Source organism: Thalassospira indica (assembly GCF_003403095.1).
GTDB lineage: Bacteria > Pseudomonadota > Alphaproteobacteria > Rhodospirillales > Thalassospiraceae > Thalassospira > Thalassospira indica.
Genome location: NZ_CP031555.1, coordinates 250,748 through 273,048, shown reverse-complemented (window position 1 = coordinate 273,048; position 22,301 = coordinate 250,748). Strand labels below are relative to the sequence as shown.

20 protein-coding genes are annotated in these 22,301 nt (G+C 55.9%); 12 read left to right on the top strand and 8 right to left on the bottom strand.

Annotated features, from left to right (window positions below; genetic code table 11):
- Positions 1–13 precede the first annotated feature (13 nt).
- From hisB to ade, 3 genes are all read right to left on the bottom strand, one after another.
- On the bottom strand, positions 14–613 hold the full coding sequence (gene hisB, locus DY252_RS01260; RefSeq protein WP_008888824.1) for an imidazoleglycerol-phosphate dehydratase HisB: 600 nt from the start codon (positions 611–613) through the stop codon (positions 14–16).
- A 157-nt stretch (positions 614–770) separates the two neighbouring features.
- Complete coding sequence (locus DY252_RS01255) at positions 771–2,906, bottom strand: cache domain-containing protein (protein WP_064787964.1); 2,136 nt, start codon at positions 2,904–2,906, stop codon at positions 771–773.
- A 144-nt stretch (positions 2,907–3,050) separates the two neighbouring features.
- Positions 3,051–4,778 carry an adenine deaminase gene (gene ade, locus DY252_RS01250; protein WP_064787965.1) on the bottom strand — a complete coding sequence of 576 codons (1,728 nt, stop codon included), beginning with the start codon at positions 4,776–4,778 and terminating at the stop codon, positions 3,051–3,053.
- A 246-nt stretch (positions 4,779–5,024) separates the two neighbouring features.
- On the opposite strand from ade, the gene hslV reads away from it, so the two are divergent.
- Complete coding sequence (hslV, locus tag DY252_RS01245) at positions 5,025–5,585, top strand: ATP-dependent protease subunit HslV (protein WP_008888827.1); 561 nt, start codon at positions 5,025–5,027, stop codon at positions 5,583–5,585.
- Between the two features lie 59 nt (positions 5,586–5,644).
- Positions 5,645–6,955 carry an ATP-dependent protease ATPase subunit HslU gene (hslU, locus tag DY252_RS01240; protein WP_064787966.1) on the top strand — a complete coding sequence of 437 codons (1,311 nt, stop codon included), beginning with the start codon at positions 5,645–5,647 and terminating at the stop codon, positions 6,953–6,955.
- An 81-nt stretch (positions 6,956–7,036) separates the two neighbouring features.
- Here the strand turns inward: hslU and DY252_RS01235 are convergent, their stop codons facing one another.
- Both DY252_RS01235 and DY252_RS01230 read right to left on the bottom strand, forming a co-directional pair.
- Complete coding sequence (locus DY252_RS01235) at positions 7,037–8,446, bottom strand: ATP-binding protein (protein ID WP_064787967.1); 1,410 nt, start codon at positions 8,444–8,446, stop codon at positions 7,037–7,039.
- Between the two features lie 284 nt (positions 8,447–8,730).
- Positions 8,731–9,312, bottom strand: a complete 582-nt coding sequence (locus DY252_RS01230) for a malonic semialdehyde reductase (protein WP_064787968.1) — start codon at positions 9,310–9,312, stop codon at positions 8,731–8,733.
- 252 nt (positions 9,313–9,564) lie between these two features.
- Between DY252_RS01230 and DY252_RS01225 the strand changes: the two genes are divergently transcribed.
- The 7 genes from DY252_RS01225 (at position 9,565) to DY252_RS01195 (ending at position 15,941) form a co-directional block, all read left to right on the top strand.
- Positions 9,565–10,818, top strand: a complete 1,254-nt coding sequence (locus tag DY252_RS01225; protein WP_064787969.1) for a polysaccharide deacetylase family protein — start codon at positions 9,565–9,567, stop codon at positions 10,816–10,818.
- Positions 10,819–11,021: 203 nt separating this feature from the next.
- Entirely contained in the window at positions 11,022–12,248 is a 1,227-nt protein-coding gene (coaBC, locus tag DY252_RS01220) for a bifunctional phosphopantothenoylcysteine decarboxylase/phosphopantothenate--cysteine ligase CoaBC (protein ID WP_064787970.1), read from the top strand.
- Between the two features lie 74 nt (positions 12,249–12,322).
- A complete protein-coding gene (gene dut, locus DY252_RS01215) occupies positions 12,323–12,787 on the top strand; it encodes a dUTP diphosphatase (RefSeq protein WP_064787971.1) in 465 nt (154 codons plus the stop codon).
- 93 nt (positions 12,788–12,880) lie between these two features.
- Complete coding sequence (locus DY252_RS01210) at positions 12,881–13,336, top strand: RrF2 family transcriptional regulator (protein WP_008888834.1); 456 nt, start codon at positions 12,881–12,883, stop codon at positions 13,334–13,336.
- A gap of 203 nt (positions 13,337–13,539) precedes the next feature.
- Entirely contained in the window at positions 13,540–14,490 is a 951-nt protein-coding gene (gene cysK / locus DY252_RS01205) for a cysteine synthase A (RefSeq protein WP_064788301.1), read from the top strand.
- Positions 14,491–14,716: 226 nt separating this feature from the next.
- The gene (locus tag DY252_RS01200; protein WP_064787972.1) at positions 14,717–15,520 is read left to right on the top strand and encodes a HesA/MoeB/ThiF family protein; all 804 of its coding nucleotides are present in this window, start codon (positions 14,717–14,719) and stop codon (positions 15,518–15,520) included.
- Positions 15,510–15,941 (top strand): DsrE family protein, encoded by a 432-nt coding sequence (locus DY252_RS01195; protein ID WP_008888837.1) that lies wholly within the window; start codon positions 15,510–15,512, stop codon positions 15,939–15,941. The genes DY252_RS01200 and DY252_RS01195 overlap by 11 nt, the downstream gene beginning before the upstream one ends.
- Positions 15,942–15,962: 21 nt before the next feature.
- Here the strand turns inward: DY252_RS01195 and DY252_RS01190 are convergent, their stop codons facing one another.
- Positions 15,963–16,652, bottom strand: a complete 690-nt coding sequence (locus DY252_RS01190) for a LysE family translocator (RefSeq protein WP_064787973.1) — start codon at positions 16,650–16,652, stop codon at positions 15,963–15,965.
- Positions 16,653–16,752: 100 nt separating this feature from the next.
- Between DY252_RS01190 and DY252_RS01185 the strand changes: the two genes are divergently transcribed.
- Positions 16,753–17,667, top strand: a complete 915-nt coding sequence (locus tag DY252_RS01185; RefSeq protein WP_064787974.1) for a LysR substrate-binding domain-containing protein — start codon at positions 16,753–16,755, stop codon at positions 17,665–17,667.
- A 76-nt stretch (positions 17,668–17,743) separates the two neighbouring features.
- A complete protein-coding gene (locus tag DY252_RS01180; RefSeq protein WP_064787975.1) occupies positions 17,744–18,289 on the top strand; it encodes an MgtC/SapB family protein in 546 nt (181 codons plus the stop codon).
- A 39-nt stretch (positions 18,290–18,328) separates the two neighbouring features.
- Here DY252_RS01180 and DY252_RS01175 read toward each other — a convergent pair whose 3' ends face one another.
- Together DY252_RS01175 and DY252_RS01170 are read right to left on the bottom strand one after the other, a co-directional pair.
- On the bottom strand, positions 18,329–19,369 hold the full coding sequence (locus tag DY252_RS01175) for a LacI family DNA-binding transcriptional regulator (protein WP_063086132.1): 1,041 nt from the start codon (positions 19,367–19,369) through the stop codon (positions 18,329–18,331).
- A gap of 50 nt (positions 19,370–19,419) precedes the next feature.
- Positions 19,420–20,751, bottom strand: coding sequence for a GH1 family beta-glucosidase (locus DY252_RS01170; RefSeq protein ID WP_064787976.1), 1,332 nt, complete (start codon positions 20,749–20,751; stop codon positions 19,420–19,422).
- A 240-nt stretch (positions 20,752–20,991) separates the two neighbouring features.
- On the opposite strand from DY252_RS01170, the gene DY252_RS01165 reads away from it, so the two are divergent.
- On the top strand, positions 20,992–22,236 hold the full coding sequence (locus tag DY252_RS01165) for an ABC transporter substrate-binding protein (RefSeq protein WP_064787977.1): 1,245 nt from the start codon (positions 20,992–20,994) through the stop codon (positions 22,234–22,236).
- Positions 22,237–22,301 lie beyond the last annotated feature (65 nt).

Here is a 22,301-nt window from a genome sequence, read left to right as displayed (position 1 = left end):
CGAACTGACCTGCTTACAAGGAGCCGCCAAGCGTGCCCTTGGTCGAGGGGATGGCATCGGACTTGCGCGGATCAATTTCGATTGCCACGCGCAGCGACCGTGCAAGCGCCTTAAAGGCACTTTCGATGATATGGTGATTGTTCTCGCCATACAGGTTCTCGACATGCAGCGTGATGCCAGCCGCCTGGGCAAAGCCCTGGAACCATTCACGGAACAGCTCGGTATCCATATCGCCCAGCTTGTCGCGGGTGAATTCGACATTCCAGATCAGATAGGGACGGCTTGAAATATCCAGTGCGACACGGGTCAGCGCCTCGTCCATCGGCAGCAGGCAACTGCCATAACGCGTGATGCCCTTCTTGTCGCCAAGCGCCTTGGCAAAGGCTTCGCCGATTGCAATGCCGCTATCTTCGGTGGTGTGGTGGAAATCAATATGCAGGTCGCCCTTGGCCCGGACTTTAAGGTCCATCAGGCTGTGACGCGAAAGCTGTTCGAGCATGTGATCAAGGAACCCGACCCCGGTCTCGACGTCATAAACGCCGGTCCCGTCAAGGTTCAGTTCGACCATGATCTGGGTTTCGTTTGTGTTACGCTCAACGCGGGCCTTGCGCATGCAAAGCTCCTTTCCTGCAGATATTGATGCATATGACGGGTCGTATGTAGCAATAAAGTCCGACAAAAGCCAGTTCTAGGTGGCTACGCAATGGCCGCAAACAGTGGTTTTCGCGCCCGGATCAGGCCGCCAATCGGGCTGTGCGGTGATATTGGGGCTATTTACGGGTCATGTGATTGACTTCATCCCAGTTTTTTTCGGGCGGATGATCGATAAATTCCCGGCATCTTTCGATATAGATTTCAACCAGCTTTGGTGTGGTTGAAGCTTCCAGATGTGCCTTGAAGGCGTCATGTGCTTCGGCCCATTTCTGATCGTGATAGAGGTCCATGCAGGCATCCCATGCCGCGATCTCGATTTCCTGCGCGGCGATATCGACAAGGGCGTTGGTCGTATCGTCGCGATCCCCGATCAGCTCAAAGATATCAATTGGCACGCTTGTACCAAGGGGAACGACCCGGTCGACATATCTGAGCAGGAAGTTATCGGATGCGCGTTTTTCAATGGCCTCACTGACAAGGATGCGTGTGCCATAGATCTTGTTAAGCCCCTCGATCCGCGAGGCAAGGTTCACCGCCTCGCCAAGGGCAGTGTATTGCAGGCGATGTTCGGAGCCTACATTGCCGACAACCACCTGATCGGTGTGCAGGCCAAATCGGGTGTAGAGTGGAAACAGGCGTGAATCCTTTGAGATGGAATTCAGCCGTCGACCGGCCAACCGGCAGGCCAGTGCAGCCTTGCAGGCATGGTCGACATGGTCGGGATCGTCGGTTGGCGCATTCCAGAACGCCATGATGGCATCACCGATATATTTGTCGATGGTGCCATTTCCGTTGATGGTGATCTGCTGTTCCATGGCGGCAAAATAGTTCGAAAGCTCAAGCGCCAGATCGGTCGGGGAATAGTTTTCGGTCTTCGCAGTAAAGCCCTCGATATCGGTAAACATGATCGATAATTCGCGGGCCTCACCGCCGATTTCGACTGGATTGCCGGCTGACATGATTGATTTCACCACATCTGCCGGAACATAGGCGCCAAAGCTTTTGAGGCTGAGCTTCATGTTCGCCACGGCCTTGGACAGGGCATCGACCTCGTAGATGTGGGATTCCATATCGAAATCACCGCCGAGATCAAATTGACCGATCTTTTCGGCTTCTTCGGCGACGGCATTGATCTGGCGGCTTAATATCCGCGAAATGATAGCGATCAGGACGACGGTAAAGACAAGGATTGCGGTTGCGATCTGCAGCACATTGCGGGTTGTTGCCTTGATGTCGCCAACAAATTCATCCTCGGGCACGATCAGACCCAGAACCGGCGCGACGCCAAAGATTTCCGGTATCGGTGCCGCCGAGCCGAGATATTTTTTCCCGTCGGTTTCATCAATGAATTCAAAGAAGGTGCCGGGGTTATTGGTCCAGCTTACGATGGCGCGGCTGACAATCGGGTCGCTGATGGTTCGATTGTCGATCTTGAAAAGTGTCTCATTCTCATTGCCACCATAGGGGCCGTTATAGGCAAGAACCCGCTGTTGCGCATCGAGCATAAAGACCCGGCCCTGTTCGCCGATCCGGATATCGCCAAGGATCTTGTTGACGCTTTCCAGTGTCAGATCCGCACCGACGATCCCCATCAGGCTGCGATCCGGGTTCAGGACGCGCTTTGCAAAGGTTACGCCGGGCTTGTTTGTGCTGTTGAAGGTATAGAAAGGACTGACAAAAATACCGTCCTTGTCCTTTGCGCCTTCGTACCAGGCGCGGGTTCTGGGGTCATAGGTGGCAGCACTTTCTTCCTTACCGGTAATGGTGCCCCAGTCCGATTGATAGAGATAGCTGTCAGTTTTTTCGCCCGACAGGGCGTCATCAATCGTGCGATAGATGATTTTGCTGTCTTTGGGGATCGGCGCATTGCGGGGGCCAAAGGTTTTCAGGCCATCGGGAATTTTGATCACCTGAAAGAACCGGCCATCGTCTTCGAACCCGAAAAACAGGCCATAGATTTGCGGTAATCCCTTGATCTGGCTGGCCATCACTGAACCGCCGGTGGGCTCGGATATCGCACCGGGAAAGGACGTGATCATGTCGGCGGTGGTGGTAACAACCTGCCCGACCGGCAGGATGACGTTGATCAGGCCATCGACCGATTTCTGCCGGGCGCTTTCCATTTCGGCACGGGCGGTTTGCAGGGCAAGATTGCGGTTGCTGTTATACAGAAACGCAACGGTCACCCCCAGCATCACGACCGCAATCGTCGTAAACGCAGCGGTAACGCCAATCTGAAGCCTGATTTTCACCTGATCGTATATCCATCATGCCAGGCGACAGGGTGCCGGCTGTTCACAGAGCGATACTTGAAAGATTTAAGTCGCGGCCGATGAAAAACAACAATACGTTGAGTGATCAGGTAAAAAAAATCGCAATGGTTATTCGGAGTTATTCTAAACAAAGTCGAACTTATCGACATCAAACAGGCCGCGGTCGGTCATTTTCAGGTGCGGTATCACCGGCAGGGCCAGGAAGGCGACTTGCAGGAACGGTTCGGGCAAAACACATCCCAGATCCTTGGCCGCCTTGCGCAGATCAATCAGGTGTTCCTCGACGATTTCAAACGGCTCGAGGCTCATAAGGCCCGCAACCGGCAGGGCCAGTTCGGCCGTGACCTTGCCGCCATCGGCAACCGCAAAGCCGCCGCCCATTTCAATCAGGCGATTGACGGCAGCTGCCATGTCGGCATCGCTGGCACCGACCACGGTGATGTTGTGGCTGTCATGCCCGACGGAGGAGGCTATCGCCCCGCGTTTGAGGCCAAAGCCGCGCACGAAGCTGCGCCCGATATTGCCATTGATGCCGTGGCGTTCGACGACGGCGACCTTGATCACGTCATTGTCCAGATCGGGTTTGAGGCCATTTTCGCCAATTTCAAGCGTTGCTTCATCCCGGAAGGTCAGGATAAGGCCCGGTTTGACCTTGATCACCGGGGTCTGGTTCTGACCCGGTTTGGGATCGCAGGCAAAGGCCTCTGCCGTGACCGGGGTGGCCTTCATCGACGTCAAACCGACCGGTGCAATTTCTTTGCGTTTGGCAAACAGATCCTTGGTGACAAGGCGGCCACCTGCGATGACGTCGGTGACGTGGCAGGCTTCCAGATCATCAAGGATGGCGATATCGGCCCGCCAGCCCGGCCCGATTAAACCGCGATCACGCAGGCCGAAAATGCGGGCCGCCGAATGCGATGCCGCGCGATAGGCATGATGGATCGGGCAATTACGTGCCTTCAAATGACCGATTAATCGCGAAACAAGACTATCAAGATGACCTTCTTCGCCGATATCAAGCGGGTTGCGGTCATCAGTGCAGAGTGCGACGAAGCTTGAGCTGTTTTCATCAAGAATCTCTGCCAAAGCCTCTAGATCCTTGGACACCGAACCTTCGCGGATCAGGATCGCCATACCCTTGGCAAGCTTTTCGCGGGCTTCCTCGGCCGAGGTGGCTTCGTGATCGGTACGGATGCCAGCGGCCATATAGCCGTTCAGGTCCATTCCGCGCACCAGCGGCGCATGCCCATCAATATGACCATCCTGAAAGGCTTCGAGCTTGGCCATGATGCCCGGATCAAGGTTGAGTACGCCGGGATAGTTCATCATTTCCGCCAGCCCGACGACCTTTTCGTGCGACCGGAACGGCAGAAGGTCTTCGATTTCAAGCCGCGCACCGGCGGTCTCGAACGCGGTGGCCGGTACGCAGGATGACAGATTAACCCGCACATCCATCACGGTCTGCTCGGCGCAATCCAGGAAGTATTTGATGCCCTCGGACCCCAGCACATTGGCAATTTCGTGCGGGTCACACAGGACCGTGGTGACACCATGGGGCAGCACACAACGATCAAACTCGAGCGGGGTAACGAGCGAGCTTTCAATATGCAGGTGGGTATCGATAAAGCCCGGCACGGCGAACTTGCCGGTGCAATCAATCTCGGTCTCGCCAGCATAGCTGTCATGGGTGCCGACAATCCGGTCGCCGACAATGGCGATATCGGTTTCGGTGACCTTGCCGGTGATGACGTCAAGCAAGCCGATATTCCGCAGAACCAGATCGGCCTTGATTTTGCCCTGACCGGCAAGAATGCATTTGCCAAGATGGGTTTGGGTAAGATCGCTGCTCATGGGCTCTGGTCCTGTCTTCTTGAAATTCTTTTACCATCAAATTCTTTTACCATCACCAAGGGTAAAGCATGTGGCGCGGGTATGCCTTGAATTTTTTGGGTATCTCAGCGTTGAAACTGTGTTTTGGTCGACATGAAGGTCGCGCGGTCAGCGGAAGCGGCGGTTGCGGGTGGCTTCTGCCCTTGACCGGGGCGTCTGCCGTGCTAACTCTTGGGCGAAGCAATCGATGAGATTCAAGGATAATTCATGAGCGAACAACAAAGCTGGCATGGCACGACAATTCTTTCCGTGCGCAAGGGCAATGAAGTCGTGGTGGCCGGTGATGGTCAGGTCTCGCTTGGTCCGACGGTGATCAAGGGCAATGCCCGCAAGGTGCGCCGGATCGGCCAGAAGGGCGAGATCATGGTGGGCTTTGCCGGGGCAACGGCGGATGCCTTTACCCTGCTGGAACGGCTTGAAGCCAAGCTTGATCGTCATCCGGGCCAGACGATGCGCGCCTGTGTAGAGTTGGCCAAGGACTGGCGGACAGATCGTTACCTTCGCAAGCTCGAAGCCATGATGGCGGTGGCCGATAAGGACGTGTCACTGGTTCTGACTGGTCAGGGCGATGTTCTTGAACCCGAAGATGGCATCATTGCCATCGGATCGGGTGGCAACTATGCGCTTGCTGCGGCACGGGCCCTGCTTGATCAGGACCTCAGTGCCGAGGAAATTGCCCGCAAGGCCATGGCGATTGCCGGTGAGATTTGCGTTTACACCAACGGCAATGTCTTGCTTGAAAAAATTGATCTTGAGGATGCGAAATAATCAAGGTGCCAAACCGGGCCTTGCTTCTGCATTCGTCGCAAAAAGATACGGAATAAATCATGACCCAACATTACAGCCCGCGCGAAATTGTTTCCGAACTGGACCGTCACATCATCGGTCAGAAGGATGCCAAGCGCGCGGTCGCCATTGCGCTGCGCAACCGCTGGCGCCGTCAGCAGCTTGACGAAACCATGCGCAATGAGGTGCTTCCGAAAAACATCCTGATGATCGGCCCGACCGGTGTCGGTAAAACCGAAATCGCGCGTCGCCTTGCCAAATTGGCCGAGGCCCCGTTCATCAAGATCGAAGCAACCAAATTCACCGAAGTCGGCTATGTCGGACGCGATGTTGAACAGATCGTGCGTGATCTGGTGGAAGTGTCGATTGATCTGACCCGCGAAAGCATGCGCAAGAAAGTCCGCGCCAAGGCCGAAATGCAGGCCGAGGAACGCATTCTGGATGGTCTGGTCGGTGAAAATGCCTCCTCCGATACCCGTCAGAAGTTCCGCAAGATGCTGCGCGAAGGCGAACTTCAGCACAAGGAAATCGAGATTAACGTGCAGGAAAGCAGCGCGGCCTCAATGCCGACCATCGATATCCCGGGCATGCCCGGTGCACAGATGGGAATGCTGAACCTCAATGACATGTTCGGCAAGGCGTTTGGTGGCAATACCAAGCCCAAGCGCATGACGGTCGAAGAAGCCTTTGAGCGCCTGATCGATGAAGAAGGTGACAAGCTTCTTGATAATGACAAGGTCACCGCAGAGGCGATTGAAAATGTCGAACAGAACGGCATCGTGTTCCTGGATGAAATCGACAAGATCACCGCGCGGTCCGAACGTGGTGGCGACGTATCGCGCGAAGGTGTTCAGCGCGATCTGTTGCCGCTGATCGAAGGCACGAACGTTTCAACCAAGCATGGCACGGTCAAAACCGACCATATCCTGTTCATCTGTTCTGGTGCTTTCCACCTTGCAAAGCCGTCTGACCTTCTGCCGGAATTGCAGGGGCGTCTGCCGATCCGCGTTGAGCTTAAGGCGCTGACCGAGGGCGACTTCCGCCGCATCCTGATGGAACCGGAAGCATCGCTGATCAAACAGTATATTGCGCTTATGAAGACCGAGGACGTGACACTCGACTTCACCGAAGATGCGGTCGATGAAATTGCCCGTATTTCGGCCAATGTGAATGAATCGGTCGAAAATATCGGGGCGCGCCGCCTGCATACGGTGCTCGAAAAGTTGCTGGATGATATCAGCTTTACTGCCACCGACCGAGGTGGTGAGACGTTCAAGGTCGATGCCGATTATGTCCGCGAACAGGTTGAAGACCTGGCCAAGGATACCGACCTTTCGAAGTTTATTCTGTAATCGAAACGTTCAATCGGACCAGATATGCTAAAGGCCAGCACGATGTTGCTGGCCTTTTGTTTTTGCAGGTTTTCCGGTCGCTTAGGCGGAATGCAGTTTCCGGACATTGTCGCCGGTTTTGGCCGGGAGATAGACCGTAAAGACCGAACCGACACCCTGTTCGCTTTCGATCTGCATGGTACCGCGGTGGCGTTGCACCAGATGTTTGACGATGGCGAGACCGAGGCCGGTGCCGCCAACCGCGCGGGAGCGTGCAGTATCAACGCGATAGAAACGTTCCGTCAGGCGCGGCAGGTGTTCACGGGCGATGCCATCGGAATGATCACGGATGGCAACGGCCATGATGCGGTCATGGCGGAAACGGGCCAGTGCACCCGGCGGGTTTTTCGCCAGACTGATTGAAACTTCGACATCGGTATTGGCGTGGCCGTATTTGATGGCGTTTTCGACCAGATTGACAAAGACCTGGGTCAGTTCCTTTTCCTCGCCAACCATTTCCGTGTCGTCAAGCGTGCTGGTGACACGGATGTTCATGCCCTTGGATTCGGCCTTCAGGGCGAGGCTTTTGGCGACCTTGCCGATGATCTTTCCGACATCGCAATCTTCGGACGGCGGGGTATGTTCATTAAGCTCGATCCGGGCAAGCGACAGCAGGTCTTCGATCAGATGCTGCATGCGCTGTGCCTGATCGCGCATCACCGGCAGGAACTGGTTGAGCGCATCGGGATCGTCCTTGGCGGGGCCTTCAAGTGTTTCGATAAAGCCCAGCAGCACCGAAAGCGGGGTGCGCAGTTCATGCCCGGCATCGGTCGCGAAGTCGGCGCGCATCTGTTCAAGTTTGCGAAGCTCGGTCAAATCGGAGAATGTCAGAACGAAGTTCCGATCGCCGGCAGCGGCAGGCAGGCGCGCGGTCAGTACGTCAAAATGACGGTGCGCATCAGCCGCCAGCACGAATTCCGCATGCTTCATGGTTTCGCGCGCGCTTGCGACATCGTCAAAGGCATCCAGCAGGATCGGGTCACGGATAAAACGCGTCAGATCACGGCCGGTTTCAAGGTTGTGAAACAGGCCCTTGGCCGCCCGGTTAAACCCGGTAACCACGCGATGGCGATTGACCATCACCACCGGGTTGGGCAGGTGATCAAGGATTTCGGCATCGGTGCTGGTTTGTGCCTCAAGCAGGGCGATGCGATCACGAAATGCCGTGGCAATCTGGGTATAGAGCGATGAAAGCTCGGACGCGGCGGCAAAGCTGATATGTTGCGGCGGGGTGCCTTTATAGCGGTCGCGCAGATCGGTCGCGTAGCGTGCCACCCGGCGCAGATCGCCAAAATAGATGCGCAAGATCGCCGCAGCCCCGAGCCAGGCGGCGGTCGCAGACAGGATCGCTGTGCCCCAGCCAAGCTGCTCCATCGCCGCAAGGACGACAAAGACAACACCTGCCGGAAAGGCAACGGCCAAAGCCGTAAGTATCAATTGGCGGAAACCCAATTAACGCTCCTGTTTAAACGGGGTGACGGCGGTTTATCACGCGTGTGATCAAAAGTGGACCTAAAATGGTTATGGGCCAGTAAAGATCAAATAAAACTTTGATGACAGTTTTCTAAGCACTGAAGTGATTGAAAATATCTGTCGGGTGCGTGGTGATGCCGTCCTCTGCCCAACGCCTTTGGGCAAGATGCTCATGTGGGGAGCGTATCGGTTTGCGCCAACCGGCAGGCGGGTGTTTTAGCGCCCGCCGGCCAGGTTCTTGTTTGGTGTGATCAGAAGACTGATCAGATGATTTCAGCACCCTGATCGAAGCTCAGGCGCGGCTGGCGTTCAAACAGCCTGCTGCCATCGCCATAGCCGATATTGAGCAGGAAATTGCTTTTATACGGGGTTCCAGCAAAGAATTCGGCATCGACCTTGGCATTATCAAAGCCCGACATCCCGCCACAATCAAGGCCAACGGCCCGAAGGGCGAGGATGAAATAGCCTGCCTGCAGCGTGCCATTACGGAATGCGGTGGTTTTGATGGCCTCTTCCTTGCCAGCAAACCACGACCGGGCATCGGTATGCGGGAACAGGTCGGGCAGCTTTTCGTAAAATTCCATGTCATGGGCGATGATGGCTGTCACCGGTGCTGTCATGGTTTTTTCGATATTGCCCTCTGCCAGGCAGGGTTTAAGGCGTGCACGGGCCTCATCGGTGGTGACAAAGGTAATGCGCATCGGTTCGCAATTGGCACTTGTCGGTCCCAGTACGGTGAGGTCCCAAGCCTTTTTGAGAAGTGCCGGGTCAACCGGTTTGTCGTGCCAGACATTGTGAGTGCGGCCATTGTGAAAAAGAAGGTCAAGTCCATCAGAATTAAGCATGCATCCTCATCAATCAGAAGTGGTTGCCAAAAGTTCGATATGGTTACCATTAGATTTGTAATGTGGCGGACAATTGGCAAGAGCTCATATGAACTGTGGAAAAACAATCGGTTCACTGGTATTTTCGAAGTCAAAATGACCCTGCAAAACGCATTGCGTGGGGCAGGAGCCGGGTTTTCTACTGGGGGAGATCCGAGGGCGCGAATGAGTTGCGCCCCGGCGTGGGTGGATCGCAAGATACTGGAAACAGATATGGCAGTTGAGACCAAAGGGCACAGCGCAATTTCGGCAGTGATGCGGGTGAAACCGCCGCGCAGGATGCACGGCCTTATTGTCGGTGTCTCCTTCGCGGTTGGGCTTACTTTTGGTGCTACGGCGGGCTTTGCCCAGATCGCGTCGGATAGTGCACCTGCAACCGATGAAACGGTTGAGGCGACAACGGCTGAGCCAGCGGTGACGGGTGCAGATGGTGCCGAAACCCCGGAAGCCCCGACGACCGAGGCAACAGCACAGGACGCGACCCAGTCCGATGCGCCGCAAAGTGCGGATCAGGAAATGGTTGCGCAAAGCGGAGACGCGACCTCGGCCGTGGTGTTTATGTATCATCGCTTTGGCGAGGGAGAATATCCTTCGACCAACATCACGATGGAACAGTTCGACCAGCACGTCAAAGAACTGACCAGTGGCCCCTATACCGTCATGGGCGTTCCGCAGATCGTCAGTGCGCTTGCCGATGGCAAGGGGCTTCCGGATCGCACCATCGGCATTACGGTCGATGATGCCTATCGTTCAGTTTACGAAAAGGCCTGGCCGGTGTTTCGTGAACACAACCTGCCCTTCACAGTGTTTGTTTCCACCGAACAACTTGATTCGGGCTATGCCAACTACATGACCTGGGACATGGTGCGCGAATTGTCCAAGGCGGGTGTCACGATTGGCGGTCACAGCCAGAACCATGCTCATTTGCCTGATTTCGACATTGATCGCGTCAAGTCAGAGCTCGCCAATTCTGCCGCCCGGTTTGAGGAAGAGCTCGGCTATGTGCCGGAAATCTTTGCTTATCCCTATGGGGAGGCCAATGGCGAAGTGATCGCTGCGGTCAAGGAAGCCGGTTATCGCGCGGCATTTGGTCAGCAAAGCGGTGCGATGCATACAGAATCCGATTTTATGTATCTGCCACGCTATGCCCTGAACGAGCATTACGGCGCGATGGACCGGTTTAATCTGGCGGCGAATTCCCTGCCGCTTGTGGTCAGTGATGTCACACCGGCCGATTATACCCTGACCCGTAATCCGCCGGCCTTTGGCTTTACGCTGGCAGAACCGGCTCCGTCGATGAACTGTTACCCGTCCGAAGGGGAGCCGACCATGTCGCGCCTTGGCGAAGAACGGGTTGAAATCCGCCTCGATGGTCCGGTTTCAAGCGGGCGCTGGCGGATCAACTGCACCGCCATGGGGCCAGATTCACGCTGGCGCTGGTTCGGAATGCTTTATACCGTTCCATAAGCAACCACTTGATGGTGCAAAACCCGATATTCAGCGTCGGGATCTGAAATCCAAATAAAATCAACGCCATGTCCAGATACCGGGCATGGCGTTTTTCAAACTAGCCTGTGGCTTTCATCCTGTTCTTGATTGGGTTCTTGCGCCCGATTAGGGGACAATGTAGGTTAACCACACTTCTTAACCGTAATTAATTGGTAATCACAGTGCCAAGTGACTTAAATCGAAAGAGTGTCCTTCTGATCATCTCGGGCGGCATTGCCGCCTATAAGGTGCTTGAGGTGATCCGCCGGTTGCGTGATCGCGGGATCCATATCCGCGCCATCCTGACCAAGGGCGGGGCCGAGTTCGTGACACCGCTTTCGGTTGCGGCACTGACCGAAAACAAGGTCTATCAGGATCTGTTTTCCCTGACCGACGAAGCGGAAATGGGCCATATCCGCCTGTCGCGTGAGGCGGACCTTGTGCTGGTCGCCCCGGCAAGTGCCGATATTCTGGCCAAGATGGCGACCGGACAGGCAGGTGATCTGGCGACAACTGCGTTACTTGCGACCAACAAGCCGGTGATGACTGCCCCAGCGATGAATGTCGAGATGTGGAACCATCCGGCGACGCAAGCCAATATCGCCACCCTTGAAAGCCGTGGCGTGTTGCGCGTCGGCCCAGCGTCTGGCGACCTGGCCTGCGGCGAATTCGGATCGGGCCGGTTGGCCGAACCGGCCGAGATCATCGCAAGTGTTGTTGATTTCCTGGAACAGCAAGACGCGCCCAAACCCCTTGCCGGTAAAAAGGCGGTGGTCACCAGCGGCCCGACGCACGAGCCGATTGATCCGGTGCGCTATATCGCCAACCGGTCCTCGGGCAAGCAGGGCCATGCCATCGCCGAGGCGCTGGCACAGGCCGGTGCAGATGTGACGCTGGTGACGGGTCCGGTAACCCTGCCCGATCCCGCAGGGGTTAAGGTCGTGCGCATCGAAACTGCACGCGAGATGCTGGAGGCCGTGCAGGCCGCCCTTCCCGCCGATATTGCCGTGTGTGCCGCGGCGGTCGCCGATTGGCGCACGGCTGATGAAGCCGGTCAGAAGCTTAAGAAAGATGGATCGGGGGTGATCCCCGACCTGAAGCTTTCGGAAAATCCCGACATTCTGGCAACCATCAGCAAATCCGGGCCAATGCGCCCGGGGCTCGTCATTGGTTTTGCCGCCGAAACCGAAAATGTCACCGCCCATGCGCGCGCCAAACGCTTGCGCAAGGGGTGTGACTGGATCCTGGCCAATGATGTGGCGCCCGCGACCGGGACCTTTGGCGGGGATGATAACGAGATTTGCCTGATTTCAGGCGATGACGAAACCAGTGATGAACGGTGGGAACGCCAAAGCAAGACCGGGGTTGCCCGCGCGTTAAGTGCGCGCATCATCAAACATTTTTCCTGACGGGCGTATCCCGGAAGGCATACAGAACGATTAGAACGGCAGACGATCCTGCCGGGACAAGACAAGGATAGACGATGTCGCTTTTAAGCGTTGATTTAAAGCAGCTTCCGCACGGGGCGGATTTGCCGTTACCGGAATACGCAACCGCGCAGTCAGCCGCGGTTGATTTGCAGGCCGCGATTGACGGGACGCTGGTTCTGGCACCGGGCAAACGTGCCATGGTCGAAACCGGTATCGCCATCGCCCTGCCCGCCGGGTTTGAGGCACAGGTGCGTCCGCGGTCGGGTCTGGCTGCGAAAAACGGGGTCACGGTCCTGAATAGCCCCGGCACGATTGATGCCGATTATCGCGGCGAGATCAAAGTCATCCTGATCAATCATGGTGACGAGGCCTTTGAAATCGAGCGCGGCATGCGCATTGCCCAGCTGGTCGTCGCACCTGTGACGCAAGTGAAATGGAACGCCGTAGAAGACTTGAATGAAACCGCGCGCGGTGCGGGTGGTTTCGGTTCGACCGGAACAGCCAGCCCGGCCCGATAGGCCTGGAAAAGCATGCTGGTCGATCCGGTTTGACGCTATCTGGTTATGCCGTCTGGGGGGATGGCTGAACCGCAAGGGGAGTTGAGTGAAAAGATGCTGAAGCTTTCTAAGAAGATGCTGTTTGCGATCGAGGCGGTCGTGGACATTGCCTATAACGCGGCGGGTGAGCCGGTCCAGAGCCGGGATATCACCGCGCGTCAGGGCATCCCGAAACGCTATCTTGAACAGACGTTGCAACAGTTGGTGCGTGCCGACATTCTGGTCGGCGTGCGTGGCCCACGCGGGGGGTATCGGCTGGCGCGTGAACGCCGTCGCATTACGCTTGCCGATATCGTTTCGGTGATCCGGTCGATGGAAACATCTGATGACCCGATCGAGGACCCGGCAGGATCACCATTGGGCAAGGAAGTCGTCCGTCCGCTGTGGCGGGAATTGCAGGACGAAATGATGAAGCAGCTTGAAAAAATCACGGTCGAAGACCTGTGCAACCGGGCACGTGATGCTGGCCTGCGCAGCGGGATTGAAGAGTCCCCGGATTTCATCATTTGATCTTATCGGGGTGCAGCGGTTTGGTGTATCGTCATTGCACAAGAAACTGCTGCTATTGAAGGTAAAACTACAAGTTTATGGAACGTTGCCCGTCACAGGATCTGTAAAAAATCTTTCAATCCGTTTGACCCGGATAAATAGCGAGATAAATACAGATCAAAGATGTGCTTGATGGCAAAAATACAGAAACGTGCGAGGAAAACATGACTGAGTTTCGCGGCAAGATTTACGACAGCATCATCGACACCATTGGCGCAACGCCGCTGGTGCGCCTTTCGCGACTGGCAGAGGCCGAAGGTGTCAAAGCCGATCTGATCGGCAAGCTTGAATTCTTTAACCCGCTGGCCTCGGTCAAGGACCGTATTGGTCTGGCGATGATCGAAAATGCCGAGAAATCCGGCAAGATCAAGCCGGGCGCAACCCTGGTGGAGCCGACCTCGGGCAATACCGGTATTGCGCTGGCCTTCGTGGCGGCGGCCAAGGGTTACAAGCTGATCCTGACCATGCCCGAAAGCATGTCGCTGGAACGTCGCAAGATGCTGATGCTTCTGGGTGCGCAGATTGATCTGACCCCGGCGGCCAAGGGCATGAAAGGTGCGGTTGCCCGTGCCGAGGAACTGGTTTCGGAAATTGACGGTGCGGTCATGCTTCAGCAGTTTGACAACCCGGCCAACCCGGAAATCCACCGCAGTACCACGGCCGAGGAAATCATCAAGGATACCGCCGGCAAGGTGGATATCTTTGTTGCCGGTGTCGGGACTGGCGGGACCCTGACCGGGGTGGGTGAAGTGCTTAAAAAGCATAACCCGAACATTCAGATCGTTGCTGTTGAGCCCGAAGACAGCCCGGTTATTTCCGGTGGCGCGCCCGGCCCGCATAAAATTCAGGGCATTGGTGCCGGTTTCATTCCGGGCAACCTTAATATCGATGTCATCGACAAGGTCATGACCATCGGCAACGAGACCGCCTTTGCCACTGCGCGCAAGCTTGCCAGCATCGAAGGCCTTCCGACCGGCATTTCGTCCGGTGCAGCGGTTGCAGCCGGGATCGAGCTTGGCCAGCTGCCGGAAAACGAAGGCAAGCGCATTGTTGTGATCATACCGAGCTTTGCCGAACGGTATCTTTCGACCCCGTTGTTCGAAGGCCTGCAATAAGCAGCCTGAAAGACCAAAGATTTCAAAGGGTCCGGCACGATGTGCCGGGCCTTTTTCATTGGCGGAATGCGGGGCTTTGGCGTGGTTGCGTGCGCAAGCAAAGCATTTCGTTGCGATATGGATATGAAATCTTTGCTTGAGGCCACTGTTCCATGGGCTATATGCAAAAGCCTAATGGATTACCATCTGATTTGATGACCGACGTTCTGACAGGAAGCCCACCCGCGTGAGTGATTTCGATTTCAGCGAAAATGAAGTGCAACGCTATGCCCGCCACATCGTCCTTAAGGAGGTTGGCGGCACGGGGCAGATGAAGCTCAAACGCGGTCGGGTTCTGATCGTTGGTGCGGGGGGGCTTGGATCGCCTCTTGCGATGTATCTGGCCGCCGCCGGGGTCGGGACGATTGGCATTGTCGATGCCGATACGGTCGAACTTTCAAACCTGCAACGCCAGATCGCGCATGGCATGAAAGATATCGGAACGCCGAAGGTCGACAGTGCCAAGGCGACCATGGCGGATATGAACCCCGAAGTCACCGTGCAGGCCCATAACACCCGGCTTGATGCCAGCAACGTCTTGGATCTGATTGCCGATTATGATGTGATTGCCGACGGGTCGGATAATTTCGATACGCGCTTTTTACTCAATGATGCCTGCTACCACGCGGGCAAGACGCTGGTTTCCGGTGCAGCCCTTCGTTTTGACGGGCAGGTATCGACCTTCAAGGCCCATCTGGGTGCGCCGCATCCCTGTTATCGCTGCATTTATCACGCCCCGCCGCCCGAAGACGCCATTCCGTCCTGTGCGCAGGGAGGCGTTTTGGGATCTGTCGTTGGCATGGTTGGCGGCATTCAGGCGACGGAGGTGCTTAAGGAACTGATGGGCATTGGTGATGGCCTTTCAGGCCAGCTTTTGATTATCGATGCGCTGTCCGCCTCGTTCCGCAAGATCAGGGTGCCCCGCGATCCGGGCTGCCCGACCTGTTCAGAAAACGCCACAATCAAGGACCTGTCTATTCATGAGCACTGAGTCTGATACGCCCAAAAAGCTCTCCCTCGTGGTGTTTTCCGGGACCTATGAAAAGGTTCATTACGCCCTCGTAATGGCGTCTGCCGCCTTGGCATCGGGCCGTGAAGTGACACTGTTCTTCACCATGGATGCCAGCCGGGCGCTGTTTGCACCGTCGGGTTGGCGTCATCTGCGCACTGAGGTTGACGGGGCGACGGCGACATCGATTGACCTTAGTTACTCAACGCGCGGCATCGGCACTTTCGAAGAACTGTTGTCGGCCTGTGCCAGCCTCAATGCCAAGTTCATGATCTGCGAGATGGGCCTGCGCGCCCTTGGCCTTGAAAATCAGGCAAAGCGTGAAGAATTGGCGATTGAGACCGGCGGTGTTGTTACGTTCCTGAATGATGCGAAACAGAATGGCGAGATGCTGTTCATCTGATCTTTAAGGTTCGCGTTCGCCCTAGCTTGCCAGAAGTTTGACACCCAGGCCGGCAAGGCAGATGCCAACACCGCGTTCGATCCATGACTTGATCGCGGCAATGCGCGCCTGCACCGATGGCAGGGTCAGGGCTGTTGCAACAAGCGCAAACCAGATCATGTGGCAGGCGGCGATATAAACACCATACGCGACTTCCTGAATGATCGCTGTGTCTGGTGAAATCACCTGACTGAACAGCGATACGATGAACAGCATTGTTTTGGGGTTTAGCGCATTGCAGGCAAAACCGATCCAAAACGCCGATCCGCTGTTCTGTGCCGGACGGGTTTGGTTTTGGTCCGGCTGATCAGAGTTTGTGACCCCCGAAGCACTTTTGCTGTGATCCGGCCTGCCCAGCAGGCGTCGAATATCCGGCCAAAGGGCCGACAGGCCAAGCCAGATCAGATAAGCCGCCCCAAGGTAGCGCAAAGCCGACAAAACCCAGACATTGCTGGCAAAAACAACACCAAGCCCGATCAGAGTGTAGCCGAGATGCACCGAAACACCGGTGCCGATCCCGATGGCGCAAAGCACGCCTGCCCGCCGCCCGCGTGCAAGGGCGATCCGGGTCACCATCGCAAAGTCCGGGCCGGGGCTGATCACGGCGAGAATGGTGATGATGCCAACGGCAATGATTTCCATCGATAAGATATCGCCTGTCCATTCCGGCATGATGTGATCCCTTGTGAATGACGAATTCATTTGATGTGTGAGTGAATTCAGTATCAAACTGTTCAGATCGCCGGAAAATCGAAAAATACTGGTATTTATTGTGAGTAATATTCACAGAAAACGCAGTTTGCCGCCCTTGGCGGCCCTGCCCGCCTTTGAGGCCTCAGCCCGCCATCAAAGCTTTTCGCGTGCGGCGGATGAGCTTAATCTGACGCACGGTGCGATCAGTCGCGCGGTCGCACAAATCGAGGAACGTCTGGGGGTTAAGCTGTTTGTTCGGCGCAATCGGCGTGTCTGGCTGACGGCCGCAGGCGAGCGGTTGTTGAAGGCAACAACGGTTGCGCTTGATGGGCTTGATCAGGCAATTGAGGATATCCATCGCCATGACAAGTCGTCCCCGATATTGACCGTATCGTGCGAGCCCAGCCTTGCGATGCGTTGGTTGATGCCGCTTCTTGGCGATTTTCGCGAGGCCAACCCGGATCTGAATATTGATCTGAGGCTGGCAGGCGGGCCGGTGGATTTGTTGGCGGATGGTTGTGATGTTGCCATCCGGCGTGCGGATTACGGCATTTCCGAGCATTACATCACCACCCGACTTTGGCCGGAATATGCGGGGCCGGTTTGCGATCCGGAATGCTGGGAAACCATCCTTTCAAGGGATTTGTCCAACGCCCGCTGGCTTCATACGCGAACGCGCCCCGATGCCTGGGATGACTGGAAACGCTCAAGCGGCAGCACGGCAACCCCGGCCAGCGAGCAGTATTTCGATCATTTCTTTTTCGCCCTGCAGGCAGCCGTGAACCGGCTTGGTACAGCGATTGGTCCCTTGCCGCTTGTGGCTGATGATCTGGCGTCCGGGAGGCTGATAGCGCCGCATGGCATGGCCCCGACGGGCTATGATTATGTCCTGATCACGCTTGACCCGCCCAAGCGTGACCCGCGGGTTGCGCTGTTCTTTGACTGGTTGATGGCTAAGGCAGCTGACATGGAGCATGCGATATCACCAGCCTGACTGTGATCAGCGAACTGTTCGGCTGTGCATCACCTCGGAACATTGATTGCGTGCGAAGCGTTTGGGGATTGTTTGAATGGCAAGGGTTTATCGCATGCTGACCGACCTTCCCTATTTCGCCACGGCGGAAAAATACTTCGATATTGGCGTGATCGATATGATTGCGCGTCTGGTGGCGGCGACAGTTATTGGCATGATGATCGGGTTGAACCGTGATGTAAATGGCAAGCCGACCGGCATGCGCACCCTTGCCCTTGTGTCACTTGGTGCGGCGGTCGTGTCGGTCGTGGCGGTCCATTTTCAGGATCTGATCGATCACCCCGACGCGCTTTCACGCGTGGTTCAAGGGATTTTGCAAGGTGTTCTGACCGGGATCGGCTTCATCGGTGCCGGTGTTATTTTGCGTGAGCCAAAAAACATGTCGGTCACGGGGCTAACCACTGCTGCGACCGTCTGGATGACGGCAGCGCTTGGCATCGCCTGTGCGCTTGCGGCCTGGCATATCGTGATTATTGCAACCGTCTTGACCTTTATTATCCTGGTCGCGCTGAAACCGGTCGAGCTCATGCTGGTGCGCTGGGTCGGCAATTCAGAGGCCGCCAAGGACGCCAAGGAGAGCTAGGGGCAATTTAGGGTAATCCGCGCCCTGACTGGGTTGCACTTAGAAATCCTCGCCCTCGCGGAAGGCGGCAAGGTCGTCAATGCGATGATAGGGCAGAAGCGTCTGAAGGTTTTCGGGCGGTGTGCCGTTCATCAGGTCATGCAGATGGCGGGCAAGAACTTCGCCGACATGGCGCTGCGGCTGGTAGTAATAGGCAAGTTTTTGTTTCGAAAGCATGCGAAACGGCATGCCGCCAAAGCCGACAACACCAATTCCGTCGCGGATGGTGTCCATGCCAAGTTCCATCAATGCTTCAAGCGCGCCGATCATCGTCATCTGACTTGCGCAGACAACAGCCGTGACATCGCGCTGATTGGCAAAAAGCCGTGTTGTTGATTCGCGCGCAGCCCGCACGGAAATTTCCGACGGCATCCAGATCAGGCTGTCGGGATCAAGGCCGGCATCAACCATGGCCCGGCGCGCGCCCTGTTTGCGATATCCGAAAAATGTCAGGGCTTCGGGCGGGTCGATCATGCCGATATTGCGGTGGCCATCATCAAGCAACCGTTTCACCGCGTCATAGGCGGCCTGTTCGTCATCATGATCGACAAAGGCATGCGGGGTCAGAAGTTCTGTCCGGCCAAAGCTGACAAATGGAAAGTCATGTTGCAGGCAGTATTTCGCGCGACTGTCTTGCAAGGTTGTGCGTGAAAACACCACAGCATCGGCAAGGCGTTGGGTATGGACCTTGCGCACCGGATCAAGCGGATCTTCGCCGCGCGTCTGGGCCAGCACCAACAGGGAATAATTATCGGCTTCAAGACCCTGGGTCAGGCTTTCGACCTGTGCCAGAAAGCCCGGGTCGCCGTAATCACCGACTTCGGGGGAATACAGAATGGAACAGACCTGCATGGTTTTGCCGGTTCGAAGCATGACACCACGGGCATCTGGCTGATAACCGATTTCTGCTGCGGCTGCCTTAACGCGGGCGACGGTGTCGGGTTTGACTTCCGGCCCGTCTTTAAGCGCACGTGATACCGTCGTGATCGATAGACCAAGGCGATCGGCAATCGTACGCAAATTGGGGCGAGCAGCAGGCATATACAGGTCCGTTCCATTCAAATTTCGGACAATCTAAGCGCCCGGTTGGCCTAAGGCAATGCGTTCTGTGAAATCACCTTGCGCATGAAATCATAGGATGCCTTGGGGGTGCGTTTCTGGGTGGTGTAATCAACATGCACCAGCCCGAAACGCTTTTCATAGCCATATGCCCACTCGAAATTATCCAGAAGCGACCAGGGCATGTAGCCCCGGATATCGGCACCCTCGGACTTCGCGCGAAGCAGGGCTTCGAGATATTCGGTGTAATAGGCAATGCGGTCCTGATCATCAATCTGGCCGTTTGCCTTCGGGATATCGGTAAAGGCACCACCGTTTTCGGTAATGAAAACAGGCGGGTTACCATAATCATCCTGAAGGATTTTCATGGTCTGATAGAAGCAATCCCCGTCAATCGCCCAGCCCATTTCCGTGCGGCGGAAATAGTTTGGCGGCTGGGCATGTTTGAACGGCCATGCAGCGCCTTCGGCGGCCTGAATGTAGCTTGGGAAATACTGGTTTAGCCCCTGGAAATCGACCTTGGTCTTGATGGCTTCAAGGTCGCCATCCTGAATATGGGGCTCGATCCGGTCGATAATCAGTTCCGGATAGCGGCCATAATAAACAGGGTCCAAAAAGACGCCGTTCCATTTGGCTTCGAACAGATCAATCAGATGCGCATCCTGTTCACGACGGTGCGGCAGCGTATAGCCCTTGTGCATCGGCAACACGAAACCGACCGGCACATCGGGATAATGGTTCTTGATCACCCGGGTTGCGCGTGCGTGACACAGGTTCAGGTGGTGGGCAACGCGCATTGCCGCACGCGGATCGGTAATTCCCGGTGCGTGGCGGCCTTCTTCATGGCCGACCCAGGCAACGACATTCGGCTCATTGAAGGTGACCCATGATTTCACCCGGTCACCAAGTCGGGTGACCAGAAGTTCCGTATAGTCGCCAAACCAGTCAACAATGTCACGGTTGGTCCAGCCACCACGATCCTGAAGCGCCTGTGGCAGATCCCAGTGATAAAGGCACAGCCACGGATCCAGCCCGCGTTCAAGCATGCCGTCAATCAGGCGGCTGTAAAAATCAATGCCGGTTTCGTTCACCTTGCCGGTGCCCTCGGGCATCACGCGTGGCCACATTATCGAAAACCGGTAATGGGTTGCGCCCAATCCTTTGATCAGATCAAGGTCTTCGGCCCAGCGATGGTAATGGTCGCACGCGACACTGCCATCATCGCCATTGGCAACGCGGCCCGGCGTTGCGCAATATGTGTCCCAGATGCTGGCACCGCGTCCGTCATCTTTTGCGCCGCCTTCAATCTGATAACTTGATGTCGAGACCCCCCAGCGGAAACCGTCAGGAAATGATTTGGTCATGTTCGCTTCCTTGCCCTAGCTTTGGATGTCTTTTATTGAACGCATCCAAAATCGTAACGTTTCGAAAAGCACAGCAAAAAAGCTTCCGTACTTTCATCTTGGCCTATTATGGTAAGGTTTTCGTGATTGACAAGGGTGAATAAAGCGCTTATCAAAAAAATCGTAACGTTACGATTTTCCGGTCATATCACTTAACAAGAAGCCGGGCGTGATCGTGTCCATTAGGGAGGAACATCCGTTATGATGAAATTTTCAAAGATTGCCGCAAGCGTGGCATTTCTGAGCGTCGGTGTATCTGCCGGTGCACTTCATGCCCAGACTGCCGAAGTCCTGCACTGGTGGACTTCGGGAAGTGAACAGGCGGCCCTTGGCGAAATCCGCAAGGCGTTCGAGGCCAAAGGCGGCACCTGGGTTGATACCCCGATTGCCGGTGGCGGCAATGCGCGTGCAGCGGCCGTGAACCGTATGCTGGGTGGTGACCCGGCCGCCGTATTTCAGTTTTCCATTGGTCAGCAATTGCGTGAATTGGCTGATCAGGGGCTTCTGGCCAATGTCGGTGACGTTGCCACGGCAGAAAACTGGGATGAAAAGCTGCCGCCGCTGATCGTCAAAGCTGCGAAATATGATGGCAACTACATTGCCGCACCGATCAACATCCATGGTGAAAACTGGATGTTCTATAACACGTCGGTTCTTGAAGAGGCCGGGATCGAGGTTCCGAAAACCTGGGATGATTTCATTGCTGCGGCAGAAAAGCTCAAGGCCGCTGGCGTTACGCCGATTGGCTTGGGTGGCCAGCCCTGGCAGGAGCGCATCATGTTCAACAGCGTCCTTTTGGGTGTTGCCGGTCGTGAGTTTTATGCCGAGCTTTACAGCACGCTTGATGATGACCTTCTGAAATCCGATACCATGCGCAAGGTGTTTGAAACCTTTGCTGCGCTCAAGCCGTTTGTCGACGAAGCAAGTCCGGGACGTAACTGGAACGAAGCAACCAACATGGTCGCCAAGGGCGAGGCCGCCTTCCAGTTCATGGGTGACTGGGCCAAGGGTGAAATCATCGCAGCCGGGATTGAGCCCGGCACGACAGTCGGATGTGCCTTCGCCCCGGCGATTGACACGGCCTATATCATGACTGTGGATGCCTTTGCCTTCTCCGCCATGGATGGTGAAGACGCAACGCCTGCACAGACCTTGATGGCGCAGGTGATGCTTGAGCCGGACGTGCAGATTGCCTTTAACAAGAAAAAGGGATCGATCCCGGCCCGTCTTGATGTGCCTGCTGACAGCTTTGATGTCTGTGCCCAAACCGCCATCAAAACCCTTCAGGACAAGAAAACCCACCTTGTCAGCACCGGTTTGTTTGGTGTGCCAAGTGCGGTTTCGGGTGCGATTGATGACACCATCTCCAATTTCTGGAACAGTGCAGATATGAGCCCCGAAGAGGGTCAGGCACAATTCCAGCAAGCGATTTCCTACGCAAAATAACGATTTTGCGAAATTCTGGATATTGCGGAAAAGCGCCGCTGAAACCATGGATGTGGGTGCAGCGG